14 protein-coding genes and 2 pseudogenes are annotated in these 19,241 nt (G+C 67.1%); 5 read left to right on the top strand and 11 right to left on the bottom strand.

The annotated features are described in order from the left end of the window. Positions 1 to 69 precede the first annotated feature (69 nt). The 3 genes and pseudogenes from A5625_RS04030 to A5625_RS04040 all read right to left on the bottom strand — a co-directional run. A pseudogene (locus A5625_RS04030) lies at positions 70 to 1,674 on the bottom strand (phosphoketolase); the annotation flags it as partial. Positions 1,675 to 1,718: 44 nt separating this feature from the next. After that, positions 1,719 to 2,567, bottom strand: a complete 849-nt coding sequence (locus A5625_RS04035) for an SDR family oxidoreductase (RefSeq protein ID WP_066989276.1) — start codon at positions 2,565 to 2,567, stop codon at positions 1,719 to 1,721. Positions 2,568 to 2,682: 115 nt separating this feature from the next. Continuing rightward, entirely contained in the window at positions 2,683 to 3,600 is a 918-nt protein-coding gene (locus A5625_RS04040; RefSeq protein ID WP_066989278.1) for an undecaprenyl-diphosphate phosphatase, read from the bottom strand. A 215-nt stretch (positions 3,601 to 3,815) separates the two neighbouring features. Between A5625_RS04040 and A5625_RS04045 the strand changes: the two genes are divergently transcribed. From A5625_RS04045 to A5625_RS04055, 3 genes are all read left to right on the top strand, one after another. Beyond that, complete coding sequence (locus tag A5625_RS04045; RefSeq protein WP_066989280.1) at positions 3,816 to 6,218, top strand: CoA transferase; 2,403 nt, start codon at positions 3,816 to 3,818, stop codon at positions 6,216 to 6,218. Positions 6,219 to 6,260: 42 nt separating this feature from the next. After that, positions 6,261 to 7,742 carry an acetyl-CoA acetyltransferase gene (locus A5625_RS04050; RefSeq protein WP_066989282.1) on the top strand — a complete coding sequence of 494 codons (1,482 nt, stop codon included), beginning with the start codon at positions 6,261 to 6,263 and terminating at the stop codon, positions 7,740 to 7,742. Positions 7,743 to 7,855: 113 nt separating this feature from the next. Continuing rightward, on the top strand, positions 7,856 to 9,973 hold the full coding sequence (locus tag A5625_RS04055; protein ID WP_066989284.1) for a hypothetical protein: 2,118 nt from the start codon (positions 7,856 to 7,858) through the stop codon (positions 9,971 to 9,973). 3 nt (positions 9,974 to 9,976) lie between these two features. Here A5625_RS04055 and A5625_RS04060 read toward each other — a convergent pair whose 3' ends face one another. The 7 genes from A5625_RS04060 to A5625_RS04090 form a co-directional block, all read right to left on the bottom strand. Beyond that, positions 9,977 to 11,218, bottom strand: a complete 1,242-nt coding sequence (locus tag A5625_RS04060) for an NAD(P)/FAD-dependent oxidoreductase (protein ID WP_066989286.1) — start codon at positions 11,216 to 11,218, stop codon at positions 9,977 to 9,979. 45 nt (positions 11,219 to 11,263) lie between these two features. Further along, entirely contained in the window at positions 11,264 to 11,989 is a 726-nt protein-coding gene (locus A5625_RS04065) for a DUF72 domain-containing protein (protein WP_066989288.1), read from the bottom strand. 7 nt (positions 11,990 to 11,996) lie between these two features. Next, a complete protein-coding gene (locus A5625_RS04070) occupies positions 11,997 to 12,623 on the bottom strand; it encodes an endonuclease (RefSeq protein WP_066989290.1) in 627 nt (208 codons plus the stop codon). A 41-nt stretch (positions 12,624 to 12,664) separates the two neighbouring features. Beyond that, positions 12,665 to 12,997 (bottom strand): TfoX/Sxy family protein, encoded by a 333-nt coding sequence (locus tag A5625_RS04075; RefSeq protein WP_066989292.1) that lies wholly within the window; start codon positions 12,995 to 12,997, stop codon positions 12,665 to 12,667. Positions 12,998 to 13,006: 9 nt separating this feature from the next. Further along, positions 13,007 to 13,396, bottom strand: a complete 390-nt coding sequence (locus A5625_RS04080) for a nitroreductase family deazaflavin-dependent oxidoreductase (protein ID WP_066989294.1) — start codon at positions 13,394 to 13,396, stop codon at positions 13,007 to 13,009. A 260-nt stretch (positions 13,397 to 13,656) separates the two neighbouring features. Further along, entirely contained in the window at positions 13,657 to 15,978 is a 2,322-nt protein-coding gene (gene lon, locus A5625_RS04085; RefSeq protein ID WP_197515957.1) for an endopeptidase La, read from the bottom strand. Between the two features lie 123 nt (positions 15,979 to 16,101). Then, on the bottom strand, positions 16,102 to 17,346 hold the full coding sequence (locus tag A5625_RS04090) for an alpha-hydroxy acid oxidase (protein WP_066989298.1): 1,245 nt from the start codon (positions 17,344 to 17,346) through the stop codon (positions 16,102 to 16,104). A gap of 18 nt (positions 17,347 to 17,364) precedes the next feature. Between A5625_RS04090 and A5625_RS04095 the strand changes: the two genes are divergently transcribed. After that, complete coding sequence (locus A5625_RS04095; RefSeq protein WP_066989299.1) at positions 17,365 to 17,802, top strand: DUF1810 domain-containing protein; 438 nt, start codon at positions 17,365 to 17,367, stop codon at positions 17,800 to 17,802. Positions 17,803 to 17,804: 2 nt separating this feature from the next. On the opposite strand, the gene A5625_RS04100 is transcribed toward A5625_RS04095, so the two are convergent. Next, positions 17,805 to 19,109, bottom strand: coding sequence for an alpha-amylase family glycosyl hydrolase (locus A5625_RS04100; RefSeq protein ID WP_066989301.1), 1,305 nt, complete (start codon positions 19,107 to 19,109; stop codon positions 17,805 to 17,807). On the opposite strand from A5625_RS04100, the pseudogene A5625_RS29490 reads away from it, so the two are divergent. After that, positions 19,102 to 19,241: pseudogene (locus A5625_RS29490) on the top strand (alpha-amylase); the annotation flags it as partial. The gene A5625_RS04100 and the pseudogene A5625_RS29490 overlap by 8 nt on opposite strands.

The following is a 19,241-nucleotide window of genomic DNA, read 5'->3' on the forward strand; positions in this document are numbered from 1 at the left end:
GCGTCGCATCAGGACCCGGGCTTCATCGACCTCGTCGCCAACAAGCGCCCCGAGGTGACCCGCGTCTACCTGCCGCCAGACGTGCGAACTGAGCAGGTAGTTCAGCGACGCGATCGGCCGACGCCACGGTAATTCCCGGCTGGTGGCAAGCCATTTCGCGTGCTGGTTCAGCATCGAGTCGACGATGTGCACGAACGCTTCGTAGCAGTTGAACAGGCCGTGCCGGCCGGTCAGCAAGTAGCCTTCCAGCCAGCCCTGGCACAGATGCTCGGAGAGCACTTCCATGACGCGGCCATCGGGTGCGAGGTGCTCGTCGTCGGGTTCGACGTCCGACAGCCACACCTTGTCCGTCGAGCCGAAGACGGCGTCCAGCCGATTGGAGGCGGTCTCATCGGGCCCCATCAGCCGGAACCGATCCCGGTTGCTTGCGATCACGTCGCGCAGGAAGGTGCCCAGCACCCGGGTGGCCTCGTGAGTTCCGGCCGCCGGACGCTCGACGGCCACGGCGTAGTCGCGAAAGTCCGGCAGGTCCAGATCGTGGAGCAACAATCCGCCGTTGGCGTGCGGGTTGGCGCTCATCCGCCGGTCGCCGGTCGGGGCGAGCGCCCGCAATTCCTCGCGGAGCCTGCCGTTTTCGTCGAACAGCTGCTCGGGCTCATAGCTGCGCAGCCATTCTTCGAGCTGCGCCCGGTGTTCGGGATTGTCGTGCGTCGCGGCAAGCGGCACCTGATGCGACCGCCAAGTGCCCTCGACTTTCTTGCCGTCCACCATTTTCGGCCCAGTCCAGCCCTTGGGCGTGCGCAGCACGATCATCGGCCACACCGGTCGCTGTCCCTGTTTGCCAGCGCGCGCCGCGCTCTGGATGGCCGCGATGTCGTCGAAAGCGTCGTCGAGGGCGGCGGCCAGCTGCCGGTGCACGTCGGCCGGGTCGTCGCCGGCGACCGTGATCGGCCGGTAACCGTAGCCGCGCAGCAAAGTTTCCAGCTCGACGTGCGGGATGCGGGCCAGCACCGTCGGGTTGGCGATCTTGTAGCCGTTCAGCGCCAAGATGGGCAGCACCGCGCCATCGGTCACCGGGTTGAGGAATTTGTTGGAATGCCAGCTGGCCGCCAACGGTCCGGTTTCCGCTTCGCCGTCGCCGACGACGCAGGCCACCACGAGGTACGGGTTGTCCAGCGCCGCCCCGTAGGCGTGCACCAGTGCGTAGCCGAGTTCACCGCCCTCGTGAATGGATCCCGGCGTCTGAGCCGCGACGTGGCTGGGGATGCCGCCGGGGAAGGAGAACTGCCGGAACAGCTTGCGCAACCCTTCGGTGTCCTCCTCGATGCCGGTGTACACCTCGCTGTAGGTGCCCTCGAGGTAGGCGTTGGCGACCAGCCCCGGACCGCCATGACCCGGCCCGGTCACGTAGATGACGTCGGCGTCGCGGTTGCGGATGATCCGGTTCAGGTGCGCATAGACCAGGTTGAGCCCGGGTGTGGTGCCCCAGTGCCCCAGCAACCGCGGTTTGACGTGATCGGTGGTCAGCGGCTCGCTGAGCAACGGGTTGTCGAGCAGATAGATCTGCCCGACCGACAGATAGTTGGCGGCGCGCCAGTACTTGTCGATGAGAGCTAGTTCGTCGTCGGAGAGCGGAGATTGAGCGGGCGCGGTGGTTCGGGTTTCTAGGCTCACTCGGCCGATTGTCCGCGCCCTCAGTGAATAATGCTCGCGCGAAATTACTCTTCGCCGCGGGCGCGGGCTTCGTACGCTTGGCGCTTGGCCACGTCGACGTCGTCGGTGAAGACGTGATCGCCGCCGAGGATCCGGTTGAGCCCCTCGGCGATTCGGCGGGGCCAGAATTTCTGGGACACCACCATCGCGCCGGCCGCCTTGGTGATGCGCACCCGCGGCTTCGGGTGCGCCACCAGCCTGACGATCGCATCGGCGATCTCGGCGGGCTCGGCGTTGCGGAACCCCTTCATCCCCGGCGTGCCGGCGACCAGCTCGGTGTTGACGAACGTCGGCAGCACCATGGAGAACTTCACCCCCGCCGATCGGTACTCCAGCCGGGCCGAGTCGGTGAACGCCACCACGGCGTGCTTGCTGGCGCAGTAGGTGGCCAGGCCGACGATGTAGAGCTCACCGGCGAGCGAGGCGACGTTGATGACGTGCCCCTTACCGCGGGGGACCATGCGCTGGGCGGCCAGCTTGCTGCCCAGCATCACGCCGTAGACGTTGATATCCAGGATCCGCCGGGTGACCGCGTCCGGCTCGTCGACGATCCGTCCGACCGGCATGATGCCGGCGTTGTTGATCAGCACGTCGATCGGGCCGAGCTGGCGTTCGACTTCGTCCAGAAAATCGGCGAAGGAGTGCGGATCGGTGACGTCGAGCTTGCCGTAGACGTCGAGCCCCAGGTCGGCGCCTGACTCCTTTACCCGCACTTCGTCGATGTCGCCGATGGCGACCTTGGCGCCCAGCTTGTGCAGTGCGCCGGCGGTGGCCAGCCCGATTCCCCGGGCGCCGCCGGTGATCACGATGACCTTGCCGCGCACCTTGACGCCGATGGAAGCCGTGTCTGCCATTCGGTGGACCCCTCCAGATTTTTGACGGGTGTCAACTCAACAATGGGTAAGCACAGCACTCGAAGCCGCCCCGCGCAACAATCTCCCGCGGATTTGCGGTCGCCCGGCCGGCGACTCAGCTCAGGGCAAACCAGACCAGGCTGGCGCCGCCCGCCACGGCGCAGTAGACCGCGAACGGCGTCAGGGTGCGGGTCTGGAAGTACCGCGTTAGGAAGCGCACCGCGAGATAAGCGCACACGAACGAGGCGACGCTGCCGGCCAGCACCTGGCCGCCGATCCCGGCGCCGAGCGGCCCGAAGAGTTCGGGAATCTTGTATACGCCGGCGGCCAGGATGATCGGCGTGGCCAGCAAGAAGGAGAAGCGGGCCGCGTCTTCGTGCGACAAGCCTCGCCACAGGCCGGCCACAATGCTGATCCCGGAGCGGCTGATGCCGGGGAGCAGGGCCAGGATCTGCGCCGCACCGATCACGACGCCACGGGCCAGCGGGAGTTGAGCGAGGCGATGATCCGAGGCTTCGTCGGTGTGTTCGGGTTGCTCGCCGGCCACCGCGGACTGGTCCGGTGCGGGGGCTATGCGCCGGCGGAGCACCTCGCCGGTATAGAGCGCGATGCCGTTGAGCAACAGGAAGGCCGCCGCGGGCACCGGCTTGCCGAGGGTGGTGCGGAACAGCTGTTCCAGCGCCAGCCCGGCCAGGCCCACCGGGATGGTGCCCGCCACGATCAGCCAAGCCAGCCGTTCGTCGGGCGTCTGAATCCGTCGATGGCGTAGCGAAGAGAAGAACCCCGACAGGATGCGCATCCAGTCGCGCCAGAAGAACACCAGCAGGGCCGCCGCGGTGGCGACATGCAGGCCCACAATGAACGCGAGGTAGGGCGATTTCGGGGCGGAGACGCTGAGATCCTGGGCCCATCGACCGCCGACCACCGCCGGTACCAGCACCGCGTGCCCCAGGCTGGAGACCGGGAACAGCTCGGTGACGCCCTGGAACGCGCCGACCACTACCGCCTCGACGTAGCTAAGGTGCGCGGTCATAGGTGGATGCCTCCATGTGACGACGGGCTGGGCGGATCGGCCTGTGACGATAGCCGACGCCGCGCCGAGGTGGATCGTCGACTGACGTTGAGCCACGGCCGGTCGGTCAGAACCGAATCAGCTTGCCCACTGGGCACTTTGACCGCTGCCCCGCGAGATCGGGCGTCCGGGACGCTCCCCGCGCAGCGACCTGACCAGGCAGGTACGGTGTCGAGATGGCCGACGGGTTGCTGGATGCCGTTCGTGTCCTCGACTTGTCCAGCGGTTTCGCCGACGCCGTTACTCGCCTGTTCGCCGACCTGGGCGCCGACGTCCTCAAGGTGGAGCCTCCGGGTGGTTCCCTGGGGCGCGATGTGTTGCCCACACTGCGCGGTGCAAGCATCCCGTTCGCCGTGCACAACGCCAACAAGCGCAGTGCGGTGCTCGACCCGTTCGACGACGAGGACTGCGCCCACTTCCTGGACCTGGCCGCCGAGGCGGACATCGTCGTGGACACCGGCGCCGACGAGCGCGGCGCCATGTTCGGGACCTCCGGCGAGGAACTGGCGGCCCGCTACCCGCACCTGGTCGTGCTGTCGATCACCGACTTCGGCGCGACGGGTTCGCGGTCGTCCTGGCGTGCCACCGATCCGGTGTTGTACGCGATGTGCGGCGCGCTGTCGCGGTCCGGCCCCACCACCGGCACTCCCGCGTTGCCGCCGGACGGCATCGCGTCGGCAACCGCCGCCGTCCAGGCGGCGTGGGCGGCGCTGGCCGCGTACTACAACCGATTGCGCTGCGGCACAGGCGATTACATCGACTTCTCCTGGTTCGACGCGGTCGTGATGGCGCTCGATCCGGCGTTCGGCGCGCACGGGCAGGCTGCCGCCGGCGTCCGCAGCAGCCAGCGATGGCGCGGGCGGCCGAAAAACCAGGACGCTTACCCGATCTACTCGTGTCGGGACGGCTACGTCCGGCTGTGCGTGATGGCGCCGCGGCAGTGGCGCGGACTGCGGCACTGGCTGGGGGAGCCGGAAGAGTTTCAGGACCCGAAGTACGACGGGATCGCCGCCCGGTTCGCGGCCTGGCCGCAGATCAGCGAACTGATCCGTGAGCTGTTCGCCGGGCAGACCATGAAGGATCTGGTGGCCGCCGGACAGGCACACGGGGTGCCGATCGCCGCGGTGCTCACCCCCGCACGGATCCTGGGATCCGAGCACTTTCAGGCGGTCGGCGCCATCACCGACGTCGAACTCGTCCCCGGTGTGCGCACCAGTGTGCCGACCGGATATTTCGTCGTCGACGGCCGGCGCGCGGGTTTCCGCACACCGGTGCCCGCCGCGGGGTATGACGAACCGTACTGGCGTGGCAATCCGTCGGTGGTGCCTTCGCCGTCGGGCCGGCTCGGCGACTATCCCTTCGCCGGGCTGCGGATTCTCGATCTGGGCATCATCGTCGCCGGTGGTGAGCTGAGCCGGCTGTTCGGTGACCTGGGTGCCGATGTCATCAAGGTGGAAAGCGTCGATTACCCCGACGGACTGCGGCAGGCCAGGATCGGTGATGCCATGAGCGAGTCGTTCGCCTGGACGCACCGCAACAACCGGGGATTGGGACTGGATCTGCGTAGCGCCGAGGGCAAGAAGATCTTCGCCCGCTTGGTCGCCGAGGCCGATGCCGTCTTCGCCAACTTCAAGCCGGGAACCCTTACCGCACTGGGCTTTTCCTACCACGAGCTGCGCGCCATCAACCCGCGGATCGTGCTCGCCGAAAGCAGCGCCTTCGGCGACACCGGCCCGTGGAGCGCCCGGTTGGGTTACGGCCCACTGGTCCGCGCCGCGACGGGCGTCACCCGGCTCTGGACGTCCGACGGCGCCGAGGACGAGGCCGGCCGGGGCAGGCACGCGTTCTACGACGCGACGACGGTCTTCCCCGATCACGTTGTGGGGCGGGTCACGGCGATCGCGGCGCTGTCCGCGCTGATCCACCGCGACCGGACCGGCCGCGGGGCCCACGTCCATATCTCGCAGGCCGAGGTCGTGGTCAACCAGCTCGACACGCTGTATGTCACCGAGGCCGCGCTGGCCGCCGGCGTGGCCCAGATCCGCGAGGACACCAGTCTGCATGCGGTCTACCCCTGCGCGGGTGATGACGAATGGTGCGTCATCTCGATCCGGTCTGACGATGAATGGCGCCGTGCCGCTTCGGTTTTCGATCATGCGGGCTGGGCCGACGATCCGCGCTTCGCTACCGGCGAAGCGCGCCTGGCCAATCGCCGCGAGTTGGTGGAGCTGGTCTCCGTCTGGACTCGCACCCGAACCCCGCTGCGGGCGGCCGAACTTCTGCAGTCCGCCGGAATTCCGGCCGGGCCGATGAATCGCCCACCGGACATACTCGAGGATCCGCAGCTGATCGCCCGAAATGTGTACAGCCCCATGGTGCATCCGCTGATCGAAAATTCCTTGCCGGCCGAGACGGGCCCGGCGCCGTTTCGCCACATCCCAGCGGCCCGGCAGGCCCCCGCGCCGTTGCCCGGCCAGGACACCGTCGAGATCTGCCGCGATCTGCTGGGGATGAACAACGTGGACATTCAGCGGCTGATCGACGATCGCGTGCTGTCGGTGCCGGACGACAACGCCTGAGACCCTTTCGGACCAGATTCATAGTCACGCTAAATTCGTCGTATGAGCGTCGACCCTGCGACCCCGGTGCTGATCGGCTACGGCCAGGTCAACCATCGCGACGAGATCGACCCGGACACCCGGTCGGTCGAGCCGATGGACCTGATGGTGGCCGCCGTCGAACGGGCCGCCGATGCCGCGGTGATCGCGGCGGTGGATTCCATCCGCATCGTGAACATCTTGTCGGCCCAGTACCGCGACCCCGGCCTGTTACTCGGCCGGCGCATCGGTGCCTCCGACTTCAAAACCCTGTACAGCCCGGTCGGCGGCAACGTGCCGCAGTCGCTGGTCAACCAGGCTTGCCTGGACATTCAGCGGGGCCACGCCAAGGTGGTGCTGCTGGCCGGCGCCGAAACCTGGCGCACCAGGCGGGGCCTGCGGGCCAAAGGCGGCAAGCTGGTCTGGACCGAACAGGATCACTCCGTGCCGATGGCCGAAGTCAGCGGCGACGACGTCCCGATGGCCGGTGACGCCGAGATCAGGATCCAGCTGGACCGGCCGGCCTACGTCTACCCGATGTTCGAGGAGGCGCTTCGGGTCGCGAACGGCGAGTCGGTCGACGATCACCTCAAACGCATCGGCCAACTGTGGGCGGGGTTCAACGCCGTGGCGGTGGGCAACCCGCACGCATGGATCCGCAAACCGTCGACCGCCGACGACATCTGCCGGCCGGGGCCGCGGAATCGGATGATCAGTTGGCCGTACACCAAGCTGATGAACTCCAACAACATGGTCGACCAGGGCGCCGCGCTGGTCCTGACCTCGGTTGGGGAAGCGACCCGGCTGAAGATCCCCGCCGACCGATGGGTGTACCCGCATGCGGGCACCGATGCTCACGACACGCCGTCCATCGCAGAGCGTCACGAACTGCACCGTTCGGCGGCGATCCGGGTCGCCGGTGCTCGGGTGCTGGAGCTGGCCGGTCTGGGTGTCGACGACATCGATTACGTCGACCTGTACTCCTGCTTTCCCTCGGCGGTTCAGGTGGCGGCGGCCGAGCTCGGGCTGAGCGTCGACGATCCTGCCCGCCCGCTGACGGTGACCGGCGGGCTGACGTTCGCGGGCGGACCGTGGAGCAACTACGTCACGCATTCGATTGCCACCATGGCGGAGTTGCTGATAGCCAATCCGGGCCGGCGCGGTCTGATCACCGCCAACGGTGGGTACCTGACCAAGCACAGCTTCGGTATCTACAGCACCGAGCCGCCGGCCGAATTCCGTTGGGAAGACACGCAACCGGCAGTCGATCGGGAGCCGACGACGGACGCGGTGGTGTCGTGGGAAGGTGTCGGCACCGTCGAAGCCTGGACGACGCCGTTCGACCGTGAGGGCCAACCCGAGAAGGCGTTTCTGGCCGTCCGCACCCCCGACGGGTCACGTGCCCTGGCCGTGGTCACCGATCGCGCGGCGGCGCAAGCGTCGGTGCGGGAAGATATCGGTGGCGCCAAGGTTGCCGTCGCCGCCGACGGCAGCGCGACGCTGTAGTAGCCGCCCCACGGCGTCACGCCGTTTCACTGAACCGTTAATGCGATAACGGTCGATAGCCCAGGACAACTTGCCTATTGTTGAGTACTGAGGGTTGGGGGAGGTGAGCCCAGGTGCACATCCTGGTTACCGACGCCACCGGCGCACTCGGGCGGCTGGTCGCAGGGCAGTTGATTGCGGCCGGACACACGGTCAGTGGCATTGCTGAACTCCCGCATCCGTGCCTGGACGGCAATGTCGACTTTGTTTGCGCACCGCTGCGCGACCCGGTCTTGCAGGAGCTGGCCGACGAAGCCGACGCGGTGATCCACCTCGCGCCCATTGACCCGTCCGTTCCCGGCAGCGCGGACATAGACGGCCTGGCGCGGGTGACCGATGCGGCCACCCGCGCGGGTTCCCGGCTGCTGTTCGTGTCGCAGGCTGCCGGCCGGCCCGAGTTGTACCGGCCGGCCGAGGACCTGGTTTCGTCGAGCTGGGGTCCGACGGTGGTCATCCGGATCGCACCACCGCTCGGCCGCCAGCTCGACTGGATGGTGTGCCGCACGGTGGCCACGCTGATGCGCAGCAAGGTCTCGGCCCAACCGATGCGCGTCTTACATCTCGATGATCTGACGCGTTTTTTGGTGTTGGCGCTGAATACCGACCGCACCGGTGTGGTGGATCTGGCCAGCCCGGACACCGTCAACGTGGTCACCGCGTGGCGGATGCTGCGGGCCACCGATCCGCGGTCCCGTCTGCATCGCGTTCGCAGCTGGTCGCAGCTGATCCCGGACGTCAATACCTCTGCAGCACAAGAGGATTGGCTGTTCGAGTTCGGCTGGCACGCGCTTGACGCGGTCGCCGACACGGCGCGCGGACTCGTCGGGCGTCGACTCCACAGCGGAGGCGCGATCAACCACGGTGGTCAGCTCGCACTCCCGGTCGAGGTGCTGCCCCATGCCCGGCGGCCGGCCGACGAAGCGCACAGCGCGGCACCCGAAGGCGTGGCAGGCGAATTCGACGACCAGATCGACCCGCGCTTCCCGGTCTTCAGCGGCACCGCCCTGCACGAGGCGCTGCCCGGACCGCTGACCCCGATAACGCTGGACGTGCAATTGAGCGGACTGCGCACCGCCAGTCGGGTCTTGGGCCAGGCGCTCGCGGTCGGCGGCGCGGTCGACGCGGAGTGGGGCAGCAGGGCCATCGCGGTGTTCGGCCATCGCCCCTACGTCGGGGTATCGGTCAATATGGTGGCCGCCTCCCAGCTGCCCGGTTGGGACCAGGACGCCGTCGCCCGTAACGCCTTGGTCGGCCATCCCCACGTGGGCGACCCGCTGCCGTTCGGCGAGCCGGTCGTGGGCGGAGCGCTCGGCTCAGTGGCCAAAGCGGTTGTCGCAGGACGGTCGCTGGCTTTGCTGCGCCATCTGCGGGCTGATACCCGCGCCTATGGTGCCGCCGCGGCCGCGGAGCACCTCGATGACACTCAGTTGGCGCTACTGCCGGAGGCCGCGCTGGAGGTTCGGGTCCGGCTGTTGCGCGACCGCATTCATCAGGGTTGGATCCTCAACGCGCTGTGGCTGATCAATGCCGGTGTCAGCGCCGCGGCGCCGGTGGGTAGCCGGGCGGGTCGCAGCGTGCCCGGGGTGGGCGTCATCACTGACAGCGACCTGGTCGCCACCCAGATCGCCGACTTGGCGGCGGCGTTACGGTCCGACCCGCCGTTGTGTGCTCTGGCCGAGGAGGGCAACCTCGGCAGCATTCGTGCGTTGTCGCCGACCACCGCAGCCGCGGTGGATGCCGCCGTCGCCCGGATCGGGCATCGGGGCCCGGGGGAGGCCGAGCTGGCCAGCGTGACATTCGCTGACGACCCGTCGATGTTGCTGGTCGCCGCCGCCGCAGCCGCGCAGTGCGCGCCGGTGAAGTCCGATGAACGGCTGGCCGCCAATGCCCGTGGTTCGCGCGAGCTGGCCTACGACGCCACCATGCGGTTCACGCATGAGCTCCGGATGACGTTGCGCGCCTTGGGGTTTCTGCGAGTCGAGGCGGATCTGGTCGACGCCGTCGAGGACATGTATTACCTGACCTGCAACGAACTGGTCACCCTGCCGGGCGATGCACGGCTGCGGATCAAGCGCCGGCGCACCGAACGGGAACGGCTGCAGGCGCAATGCCCACCCGATGTCATCGACGGGGCGTGGACCCCGGTCCGGCGCGGCGCCGACGACTCCGAGGCCGAGCGCACCGCCGGCTGACGCTTAGCCGAGCAAATCGGCCAGCGGTGACCTGGAATCGCCCAGCTTGTCGACGTCCACCGGGGCTCTGGACCGGATCAGTGCCTTGACGTCATCGAGGACGTCCCACACATTGACGTTCATTCCGGCGAGCACCCGGTCATCGCCGTCGAGCCAGAACGCGACGAATTCACGGCCGGTGACGTCGCCACGAAACACCACTCGCTCGAAGTGGGGGGCGTGTCCGACGTATTCCATGCCGAGGTCGTATTGATCGGTGAAGAAATACGGCAACTCAGCGTATTCGCCTGGCCTGCCCAGCATCCCGGCCACCGCGACCGCAGGTTGCTTGAGCGCGTTGGCCCAGTGCTCGGTGCGGATCCGGGTACCGAAGAGCGGGTGTTGTGCCGAGGCGATGTCGCCGACGGCATAGATGTCGGGGTCGCTGGTGCGCAACGAGGTGTCCACCAGCACCCCGCCGTCACCCATGGACAGCCCGGCCTGTTCGGCGAGTTCGGTGTTCGGCTTGGCGCCGACGGCCACCAGCACGGCATCGGCGGCGATCGCCGTCCCGTCCTTGGTCCGCAGACCGGTGGCCGATCCGTGCGCCCCGTCGGCGCGGATGATCTCCTCGACCTGGGTCTCGAGCCGCAGATCGACGCCGTGCTCGCGATGCAGGGTGGCGAACACTTCGCCGACGGTTTCGCCCAGCGCCGCCATCAGCGGTTGTTTGGCCGTTTCGACAACGGTGACGTCGACCCCGCGCTGTCGGGCGCTGGCGGCCACTTCCAGACCGATCCACCCCGCACCCACGACGGCCAGCGAAGAGCCTTCGCGCAGAACGTTATTCAGCGCCACCGCGTCTTCGTACGTGCGCAGATAATGGACGCCGCCGAAGTCCGACCCGGGTATCGGCGGTCGCCGCGAACCAGATCCCGTCGCCAGCAGCAGTTTGTCGTAACCAACGGTGGTGCCGTCGGCCAACGCCACGGTGTGGCCGGCCGCGTCCAGTACGGATACCCGGGTACTCAGGCGTAAGTCCACGTTGTTGTCCCGGTACCAGCCGGAGTTCTGCACGGTGAAATCGGTCAACGACTTCTTGCCGGCCAGATACTCCTTCGATAGCGGGGGTCGCTCGTATGGCAGATGCTCCTCGTCGGCGAACACGATAATGCGTCCGTCGAAGTTGTTGTCGCGCAACGCTTCTACAGCTTTAGCGGCTGCGAGTCCGCCGCCGACGATGACGAAGCTGGTCGAGTTGGCCATGATGGGTGCTCCGTTCTCCCAGAAGTCGAGCCTACTCGTGGCCGCTCAACTCAACAGCTCGCGCAGTGCGAGCGCATTGCGCACGGCGTGGCCGCCCAGGTCATTGTTGAAATACATCCACACGTCCCTTCCGTCGCCGTCCCAGTGCGAGATTCGATCCGCCCAGTGCCGCAGGTCCTCGTCGGAGTACGAGCCGGCGTAGTTCGCGTCCGGATCCGGGCCGTGCATCCGGATGTACACCAGGTCAGTCGTCGCCCGGGGGATGCACTCCAGCCCGAGACCACTCATCACCACGTAGGCGGCGCGGTGGCGTTCCAGTAACTCGAACACCGCCGGGTCATTCCACGACGGATGGCGCAATTCGACGGCGACCCGGATCGACGCGGGCATGCGGGCCAAGAAGGAATCCAGCCGGGCGTCATCGCGTGCCTGTTCGGGATGCAATTGCACGAGCAGCACTCCGTGCCGATCACCCAACAGCCGCCAGCAGTGTTCAAACCGTTCGATCCACGGCTCGGGTGAGGCGAGCCGGCGGTAGTGCGACAATCCGCGATGTGCCTTGACCGACATGGTGAAGCCGTCCGGCAGCTGCTGGCGCCAACCGGTGAAGGTCGAATCCTGCGGCCATCGATAGAAACTGGCGTTGAGCTCGACGGTGTCGAACACCTCGACGTAGCGGGCAAGCCGACGCCCCGACGGCGTTCCCGCCGGATACAGCACATTTACCCAGTGGTTGTAGGACCACCCTGAGGTACCGATGCGAATGGTCACCGCTGGCTCAGCCGGCTACCCGCGCACGCACATCGTCGTCCAGCGATGCCCTGACCAGGGCGGCGGCCAGCTGCGCATTAGCCTGCGGCGCAAGCGATCCAAGCTTCGCCGGATCGGCGGGCAAGCCCAGTTGCTTGGCGGTCCCGGTAGCACGGTCATCGAAGTACGGACGCACCCAGGTCCACACGTCCTGCACTTCGCGCAAGTAAATATCGGCGCCGGTGTCGCCGATTCCCTTGAATTGCTTGAGCATCCGCTTGGCCGCCGCCGCGTCGTGATGACTGCGGTCGGCCAGTTGGCGCAGATCACCGGAGTATTCGTCACGAACACGTTCGGCCATATCGGCCAACCGGGTCGCCGAACTCTCGTCGTAGCGCACGTAATGCGCACGCCCGAACGCCTCTATCATGTTGTGGCGATCCGCCGCCAGTACGGCTTTGGGCGTCCGCAAGCCGGCTTTGAACAGTTCACGCGCGGCGGCCATGGCGATGCCCGGGTCGATCGGCTTGCTGGCAAGCATGCACAGCACCAGAAGCTGAAACAACGGCATCGGCTTGTCGCTCATCTTGATACGAGCTTGGGCCGCATAAGTCTTACCGGCAACGTCGAGCAGTCGTCGCACCCGCTTGTCCATACCCATTCGCGTACCCGCGGCCTGCGGCGGCAAACCGGCCGCTACTTGGGCGGCAGGCTGCGCGCGTAACCGACTCCACGCGTGACCCAACTCTGCAACTGCCGTTTGGTTTGCACACCGGCGGCATCGACACGTAGCCAGCCGCGCACGTCGCGGCCACCCATCACCATCGGAAAGACGTGCGCGCGTTGCAACAACGCGTCAACGTCGTCCGATGGCACCCGCACCAGCAGCCCACCCTGACCGCTGACGGCCACCGACATGTTGCCGTTGATGAGGAAGGCCAGACCGCCGAACATGCGTTTTTCTTCGATACCGCGCTCGGCACCCAGTAATTCGCGGATCCGGTTGGCCAGATCTTCGTCGTAGGCCATACGCCGGGATCAGTCCAGGTCGACGCGGATGGTCAGCAGGTCGCTGCCCATCAGGCGGACCACCGCGCTGTTCAGTCGTGGCAGCTCGCCCAGTCGCTGCGCGGCATCATCGTCGGGCAGCAAGTGTGCGGTGCCGTTGCGCCATCGACCACCGACGCGCACCCGAACAGCCGGATCAGCCTTGATATTGCGGACATAGTCGGAGTGTTCGCCGTGCTCGGAAACCATCCAGAATTGGTTGTTCACAACACGTCCGCCCACCGCGGTGCGACGGGGTTGCCCGCTCTTGCGTCCGGTGGTTTCGAGCATCGTCATCGGTAGCTGCCGACCCACTGGATTGACCAACAGCCGTTGAACGCGGTGGACTACCTGTCGTTTCAGTTTCCCGAAGTCACTCATACCCCGCGATTCTGCCGCAACGAGAACGGCCGCCGCATGGGCGGCGGCCGTCTCGTTGTGCGGTCTTTACGTCGCGTAGGCCACGAATTGGCCACCGGGCAGGAAAACGCCCACGGGTTTACGTCCGGGTTAAAGACCACTGGGTAATCGCCCGGTTGGCCCGGCGGCATCCAGCGCGCCGGATACCCGTAATCCACGGGGTCGTTGAAGTGTCCGGGCGGCGGGTCAGCCAACGGCTGAACACCCGTTCAGCGGTGTTGTCAGGCAGCCACCGTAGCGGCGCCAGCCGCCGGTTCCAGCGCCTGGGCCACGATCTCGGCGACGTCGGTCATCGGCTTGACCGTCAACGCCTCGAGCACCTCGGCCGGCACATCGTCCAGGTCGGGCTCGTTACGCGCAGGAATGAAAACCGTTGACAATCCAGCGCGTTGGGCGGCCAACAGCTTCTGCTTGACACCGCCGATGGGCAACACCCGCCCGTTCAGCGTGACCTCGCCGGTCATGCCGACGTCGGAGCGAACCTGACGTCCAGTGGCCATCGACACCAGCGCGGTCACCATGGTGACACCGGCCGACGGGCCATCCTTGGGCACCGCACCCGCGGGCACGTGCACGTGGATGCGCCGGTCCAGCGCCTTGGGATCGACACCGAGCTCCGATGCGTGCGAGCGCACGTAGGACAGCGCGATCTGCGCCGACTCCTTCATGACGTCGCCCAGCTGGCCGGTCAACTGCAGACCCGGTTCACCGTCGGTGGCGCCGGCCTCGATGTACAGGACGTCGCCGCCCAGGCCCGTCACGGCCAGACCGGTGGCCACGCCAGGCACCGCCGTGCGCTCGGCCGACTCCGGCATGAACCGCGGACGGCCCAGGTAGTCAACGAGATCCGGCTCGTCGATGGTGAGCGGCGCGGGGTCGGCGGCCAGCTTGGTGGTCGCCTTGCGCAGCGCCTTGGCCAGCAGCCGCTCGAACTGCCGCACCCCCGGTTCGCGGGTGTAGTCGGCGGCGATCTTGCGCAACGCGGCGTCGGTGACCGTGACCTCGTCCTCGGTCAGCGCCGCCCGCTCCCGCTGCCGGGGCAGCAGGTAGTCCCGCGCGATCGCGACCTTGTCGTCCTCGGTGTAGCCATCGATCTGCACCAACTCCATGCGGTCCAGCAGGGCCGACGGGATGTTCTCGATGACGTTGGCGGTGGCCAGGAAGACCACGTCAGACAGGTCCAGGTCCAGATCCAGGTAATGATCGCGGAACGTGTGGTTCTGCGCGGGATCGAGGACCTCGAGCAGCGCCGCGCTCGGGTCGCCGCGATAGTCGGAACCGACCTTGTCGATTTCGTCCAGCAGCACAACGGGATTCATCGATCCCGCCTCACCGATCGCGCGCACGATCCGGCCAGGCAACGCGCCCACGTAGGTGCGACGGTGCCCGCGGATTTCGGCCTCGTCGCGTACGCCGCCCAGGGCGACACGGACGAAGTTCCGGCCCAACGCCCTGGCCACGCTTTCACCTAGCGACGTCTTGCCGACGCCGGGGGGACCGGCCAGCGCCATCACCGCGCCGGAGCCGCGCCCGCCTACGACCTGCAGCCCGCGCTGGCCGCGACGGGCCCGCACGGCCAGGTACTCGACGATGCGGTCTTTGACGTCGTCCAGCCCGTGGTGGTCGGCGTCCAGCACTTCGCGCGCGGCCTTCAGGTCGGTGGAATCCTCGGTGCGGACGTTCCAGGGCAGGTCGAGCACGGTGTCCAGCCAGGTGCGGATCCAGCCGCTTTCCGGGCTTTGGTCGCCGGAGCGTTCCAGCTTGCCGACCTCGCGCAGCGCGGCCTCGCGCACCTTCTCGGGCAACTCGGCCGCCTCGACGCGGGCGCGATAGTCATCCGAGCCATCGGGTTCACCCTCGCCCAGTTCCTTGCGGATCGCGGCCAGCTGTTGGCGCAGCAGGAACTCCTTCTGCGTCTTCTCCATGCCCTCGCGCACGTCTTCGGCGATCTTGTCGCTCACCTCGACCTCGGCCAGGTGGTCACTGGTCCAGTCGATCAACACCCGCAGCCGCTCGGTCACATCGACGGTCTCCAGCAGCTGCCGCTTCTGCGCGTTGGTCAGGTACGAGGCGTAACCGGAGGTGTCCGCCAGCGCCGACGGATCGGTCAGCCGGTTGACGTAATCGATGATCTCCCAGGCTTCGCGGCGTTGCAGCATGGCCAGCAGCAGCTTCTTGTACTCCGCCGTCAGCGCCTTGATTTCGTCGGTGGTCTCGGTCTCGGGGACCTCGGTTACCTCGACCCACAGCGCCGCACCCGGTCCGGACGCGCCGGCCCCGATCTGGGCCCTGCGCTCACCGCGCACCACCGCGGCGGTACCGCCGCCGGCGATACGCCCGACCTGCAGTATTTTCGCGATCACACCGTGTGACGGATAGCGGTCCTCCAGCCGGGGGGCGATCAGCAGCTGGCCCGATTCGCTCGCCTGGGCGGCATCGATCGCCGCGCGGGCGGCGTCGTCCAGCGCGATCGGCACCACCATTCCGGGCAACACGATGGTGTCAGTGACGAACAGCACCGGCACCGATTTGGCTTCAGCCATCAAGTCCTCCAAAAGTTGAGTCTGATGCGCTTAACCCAGCCGGGCGCCGGTTTGTTCCCGAGGGACTCGGCCGTCCCGAGTGTGCGGCCCGTCTCACATTCGGCGGCGAGTGTGCGGGCAGCTTCACACTGGCGGCGAAACAGGACCCAGCCGCTTGAGTTGCGTGACGTGCTGGGGCGTCAGTTCTTCCAGACAGGTGACACCGAGCAGTGCCATGGTGCGCAGGATCCCGTCCCGCAGGATGTCGATCGCGCGGCTGACCCCCGCCTCGCCGCCGGCCATCAGGCCGTACAGGTAGGCGCGCCCGACCAGTGTGCAGCGGGCGCCCAGTGCGATCGCGGCGACGATGTCGGCGCCCGACATGATGCCGGTGTCCACCATGATCTCGGTGTGTTTCCCTAGCTCCCGCGCGACCGTGGGGAGCAGGTGAAACGGCACCGGAGCCCGATCTAATTGGCGCCCACCATGATTGGACAACACGATGCCGTCGACGCCGCGGTCGACGACGGCGCGCGCATCCTCGAGTGTCTGGATCCCTTTCACGACGAGCTTCCCGGGCCATTTCGCCTTGATCCAATCCAGGTCGTCGAAGGTGAGGCTGGGATCGAACATGGTGCTCAGATACTCGGCGACAGTGCCGGGCCAGCGGTCCAGCGAGGCGAAGGCCAGCGGCTCGGTGGTCAGCAGATCGAACCACCACTTCGGGTGCGGCACGGCGTCGAGAACGGTGCGCAGCGTCAGTGTCGGAGGGATGGTCATGCCGTTGCGGTTATCCCGCAGCCGGGCACCGGAGACCGGAACGTCGACGGTGGCCAGCAGGGTGTCGAAGCCCGCATCGGCGGCGCGCTGCGCCAGCGCCATCGACCGCTCCCGATCACGCCACATGTAGAGCTGGAACCACTTTCGGCCCTGGGGGACAGCGGTGACCAGATCTTCGATCGCGCAGGTACCCAGCGTGGACAGGGAAAACGGGATGCCCGCTTTGGCCGCTGCCCGCGCGCCGGCGATCTCGCCCTCGGTGTGCATCAGCCGGGTGAATCCGGTGGGGGCGATTCCGAACGGCAACACCACCGGCTGGCCCAGCACATTCCAGCCGGCGGTGACGTTGCTGACGTCGCGCAGGATTGTGGGATGAAATTCGATGTCGCGGAACGCTTGTCGCGCGCGTTCGATGGACAGCTCGTCTTCGGCGGCGCCGTCGGTGTAGTCGAATGCCGCCTTGGGCGTGCGACGTTTGGCGATGGATCGCAGATCCTCGATGGTGTAAGCGGCCTCCAGGCGGCGCTTCGTTGCGTTGAACCGCGGACGCTTGAATTGCATCAGCGGCGCCAGATCGCGCACTTTGGGCACTCGTCGTTGGACCGCCATATGTGTAACCGTAGTCATATGGAATCGGCAGGCGACCCGTTCGATCTCAAACGTTTTGTGGACGCGCAAGCTCCGGTCTACGGCAACGTGGTCGGCGAACTCCGCGACGGACGCAAGCGCAGTCACTGGATGTGGTTTGTCTTTCCGCAATTGCGCGGACTGGGCGGCAGCCCGACCGCGGTCCATTACGGCATCTCCTCGCTGGACGAAGCTCGCGCGTACCTCGACCACGGCGTGCTCGGACCGCGCCTGCGCGAGTGCACCCGGCTGGTGAACGAGGTGCAGGGGCGATCGGCAGGGCAGATTTTCGGCTCACCCGACGATCTCAAGCTGTGCTCGTCGATGACGCTGTTCGCCCGAGCCGCCGAGGACAATCAGGACTTCATCGCGGTACTCGAGAAGTACTACGACGGCCGCCAAGACCGGCTGACCCTGCAGCGGCTGGCTGCGTCGTGAAGCTACACCGGGCTCAGTATCCGCCAGCCGCGTGCCTCGACGGCAACCGTCTCGACGAGCTCCTGCGGCGGAGCCGCCGATCCGCCGATGACTTGTGCGCGGGGCGCGCCCAGCTTCGGCAGCGAAACGTGTAGCGGCTCGTCGTCGATGTTGAGCACCACCAGCAGGGCGTCGTCGCCGTTGCGCGTCTCATACACGTAGTGCCGGTTTTCCAGCAGCCGTGCGGTGGTGCATGCCGCATGCAGCCAGGGGTAGCGGCGGCGCAGCCCCACCAGATACTGATGCAGCCGCCAGATCTCGACGCCGAAGTCATCCAGTTGCAGTGGGGGAGAACCGAACTCGGGCCGCACCGCGTCGTCACCGCCGTAGCGTTCTTCCTTGACGCCGCCAAAGCCCAGTTCGTCGCCGGCATAGACGCTGGGCACCCCTCCGACGGTCAGCAGCAGCACCAGCGCATGGGCCACGTGTTCGGGGTTGTCCAGCTGGCTGGCGATGCGGGTGACGTCGTGATTGCCGATGAACGTCAGCGGCGAGAAGCCGGCCAAAAACTCGTTGTGACGCTGCAGCGCCCAATCCAGTTCAAAGAAGTTGCCGTCGTTGAGGCTGCTCCAGATCGCCTTCCACAGTTCGTATTGAGTGGCCGAGTCGAAGGTGGCGGCCTGTACGACCGCGGCGTAGTCGCCGTGGATGAGTTCGCCGACGAACCAGGCATCCGGGTAGCGCTCGCGCACCCTCGGCAAGGTGGCCGCCCAGAAGTGTTGCGGCACAGCGTAAGCCGCATCAAGGCGCCAGCCGTCGGCACCGCGGCCCAACCAGTGCGCCATCACGTCGACGGTGTAGTCGACCACTTCGGGGTTGTCGTGGTTGAGGGTGATCAATCCGGAATGGCCCTCAAAGGTGTGGAAGTGACCGCGGCGTCCACGAAACCAGCGTGCGGCTGCGTCGTCTTCGGCCGCCTCCCGGTAGCGGGCGAAATCCTGGCCGACGTGATTGAACACCCCGTCGAGCAGCACGCGCAGGCCGCGACGATGCGCCTCGGCGATCAAGTGGTCGAAGTCGTCGTCATCGCCGAGCCGGGGATCGATGCGGTAGTGGTCGGTGGTGTCGTAACCGTGTGTGCGCGAGGCGAAAATGGGGCCCAGCGCGATGCCCGATGCCCCGAGTTCGATCGCGTGGTCCAACCAGTCGACGAGCCGCCGCAACCGGTGTTCCTCCGGTTGCGGCGGCTCGTTTGACTGCGGTCTGGGGAATGCCCCCACGAATCCCAGACGCTGGCAACCGTCGGCTGACCGCGCCGCCGTGACCAGTGCCGTGACGAGACCCGCCTGGGTCCAGCACGCCATCTGGTGGCAGGTCTACCCGCTGGGATTCGTGGGGGCATTCCCCAGACCGCAGTCAAACGAGCCGCCGCAACCGGAGGAACACCGGTTGCGGCGGCT

The organism is Mycobacterium sp. 1465703.0 (assembly GCF_001672975.1).
In the GTDB taxonomy this organism is placed as follows: Bacteria; Actinomycetota; Actinomycetes; order Mycobacteriales; family Mycobacteriaceae; genus Mycobacterium.

What these genes read in the sequence shown, in the direction of transcription:
- A5625_RS04035 (WP_066989276.1), bottom strand. Translation starts at nt 2,567, where the DNA reads ATGGCAGACACGGCTTCCATCGGCGTCAAGGTGCGCGGCAAGGTCATC.
- A5625_RS04040 (WP_066989278.1), bottom strand. Translation starts at nt 3,600, where the DNA reads ATGACCGCGCACCTTAGCTACGTCGAGGCGGTAGTGGTCGGCGCGTTC.
- A5625_RS04045 (WP_066989280.1), top strand. Translation starts at nt 3,816, where the DNA reads ATGGCCGACGGGTTGCTGGATGCCGTTCGTGTCCTCGACTTGTCCAGC.
- A5625_RS04050 (WP_066989282.1), top strand. Translation starts at nt 6,261, where the DNA reads ATGAGCGTCGACCCTGCGACCCCGGTGCTGATCGGCTACGGCCAGGTC.
- A5625_RS04060 (WP_066989286.1), bottom strand. Translation starts at nt 11,218, where the DNA reads ATGGCCAACTCGACCAGCTTCGTCATCGTCGGCGGCGGACTCGCAGCC.
- A5625_RS04070 (WP_066989290.1), bottom strand. Translation starts at nt 12,623, where the DNA reads ATGGACAAGCGGGTGCGACGACTGCTCGACGTTGCCGGTAAGACTTAT.
- A5625_RS04075 (WP_066989292.1), bottom strand. Translation starts at nt 12,997, where the DNA reads ATGGCCTACGACGAAGATCTGGCCAACCGGATCCGCGAATTACTGGGT.
- A5625_RS04080 (WP_066989294.1), bottom strand. Translation starts at nt 13,396, where the DNA reads ATGAGTGACTTCGGGAAACTGAAACGACAGGTAGTCCACCGCGTTCAA.
- lon (WP_197515957.1), bottom strand. Translation starts at nt 15,978, where the DNA reads ATGGCTGAAGCCAAATCGGTGCCGGTGCTGTTCGTCACTGACACCATC.
- A5625_RS04090 (WP_066989298.1), bottom strand. Translation starts at nt 17,346, where the DNA reads ATGGCGGTCCAACGACGAGTGCCCAAAGTGCGCGATCTGGCGCCGCTG.
- A5625_RS04095 (WP_066989299.1), top strand. Translation starts at nt 17,365, where the DNA reads ATGGAATCGGCAGGCGACCCGTTCGATCTCAAACGTTTTGTGGACGCG.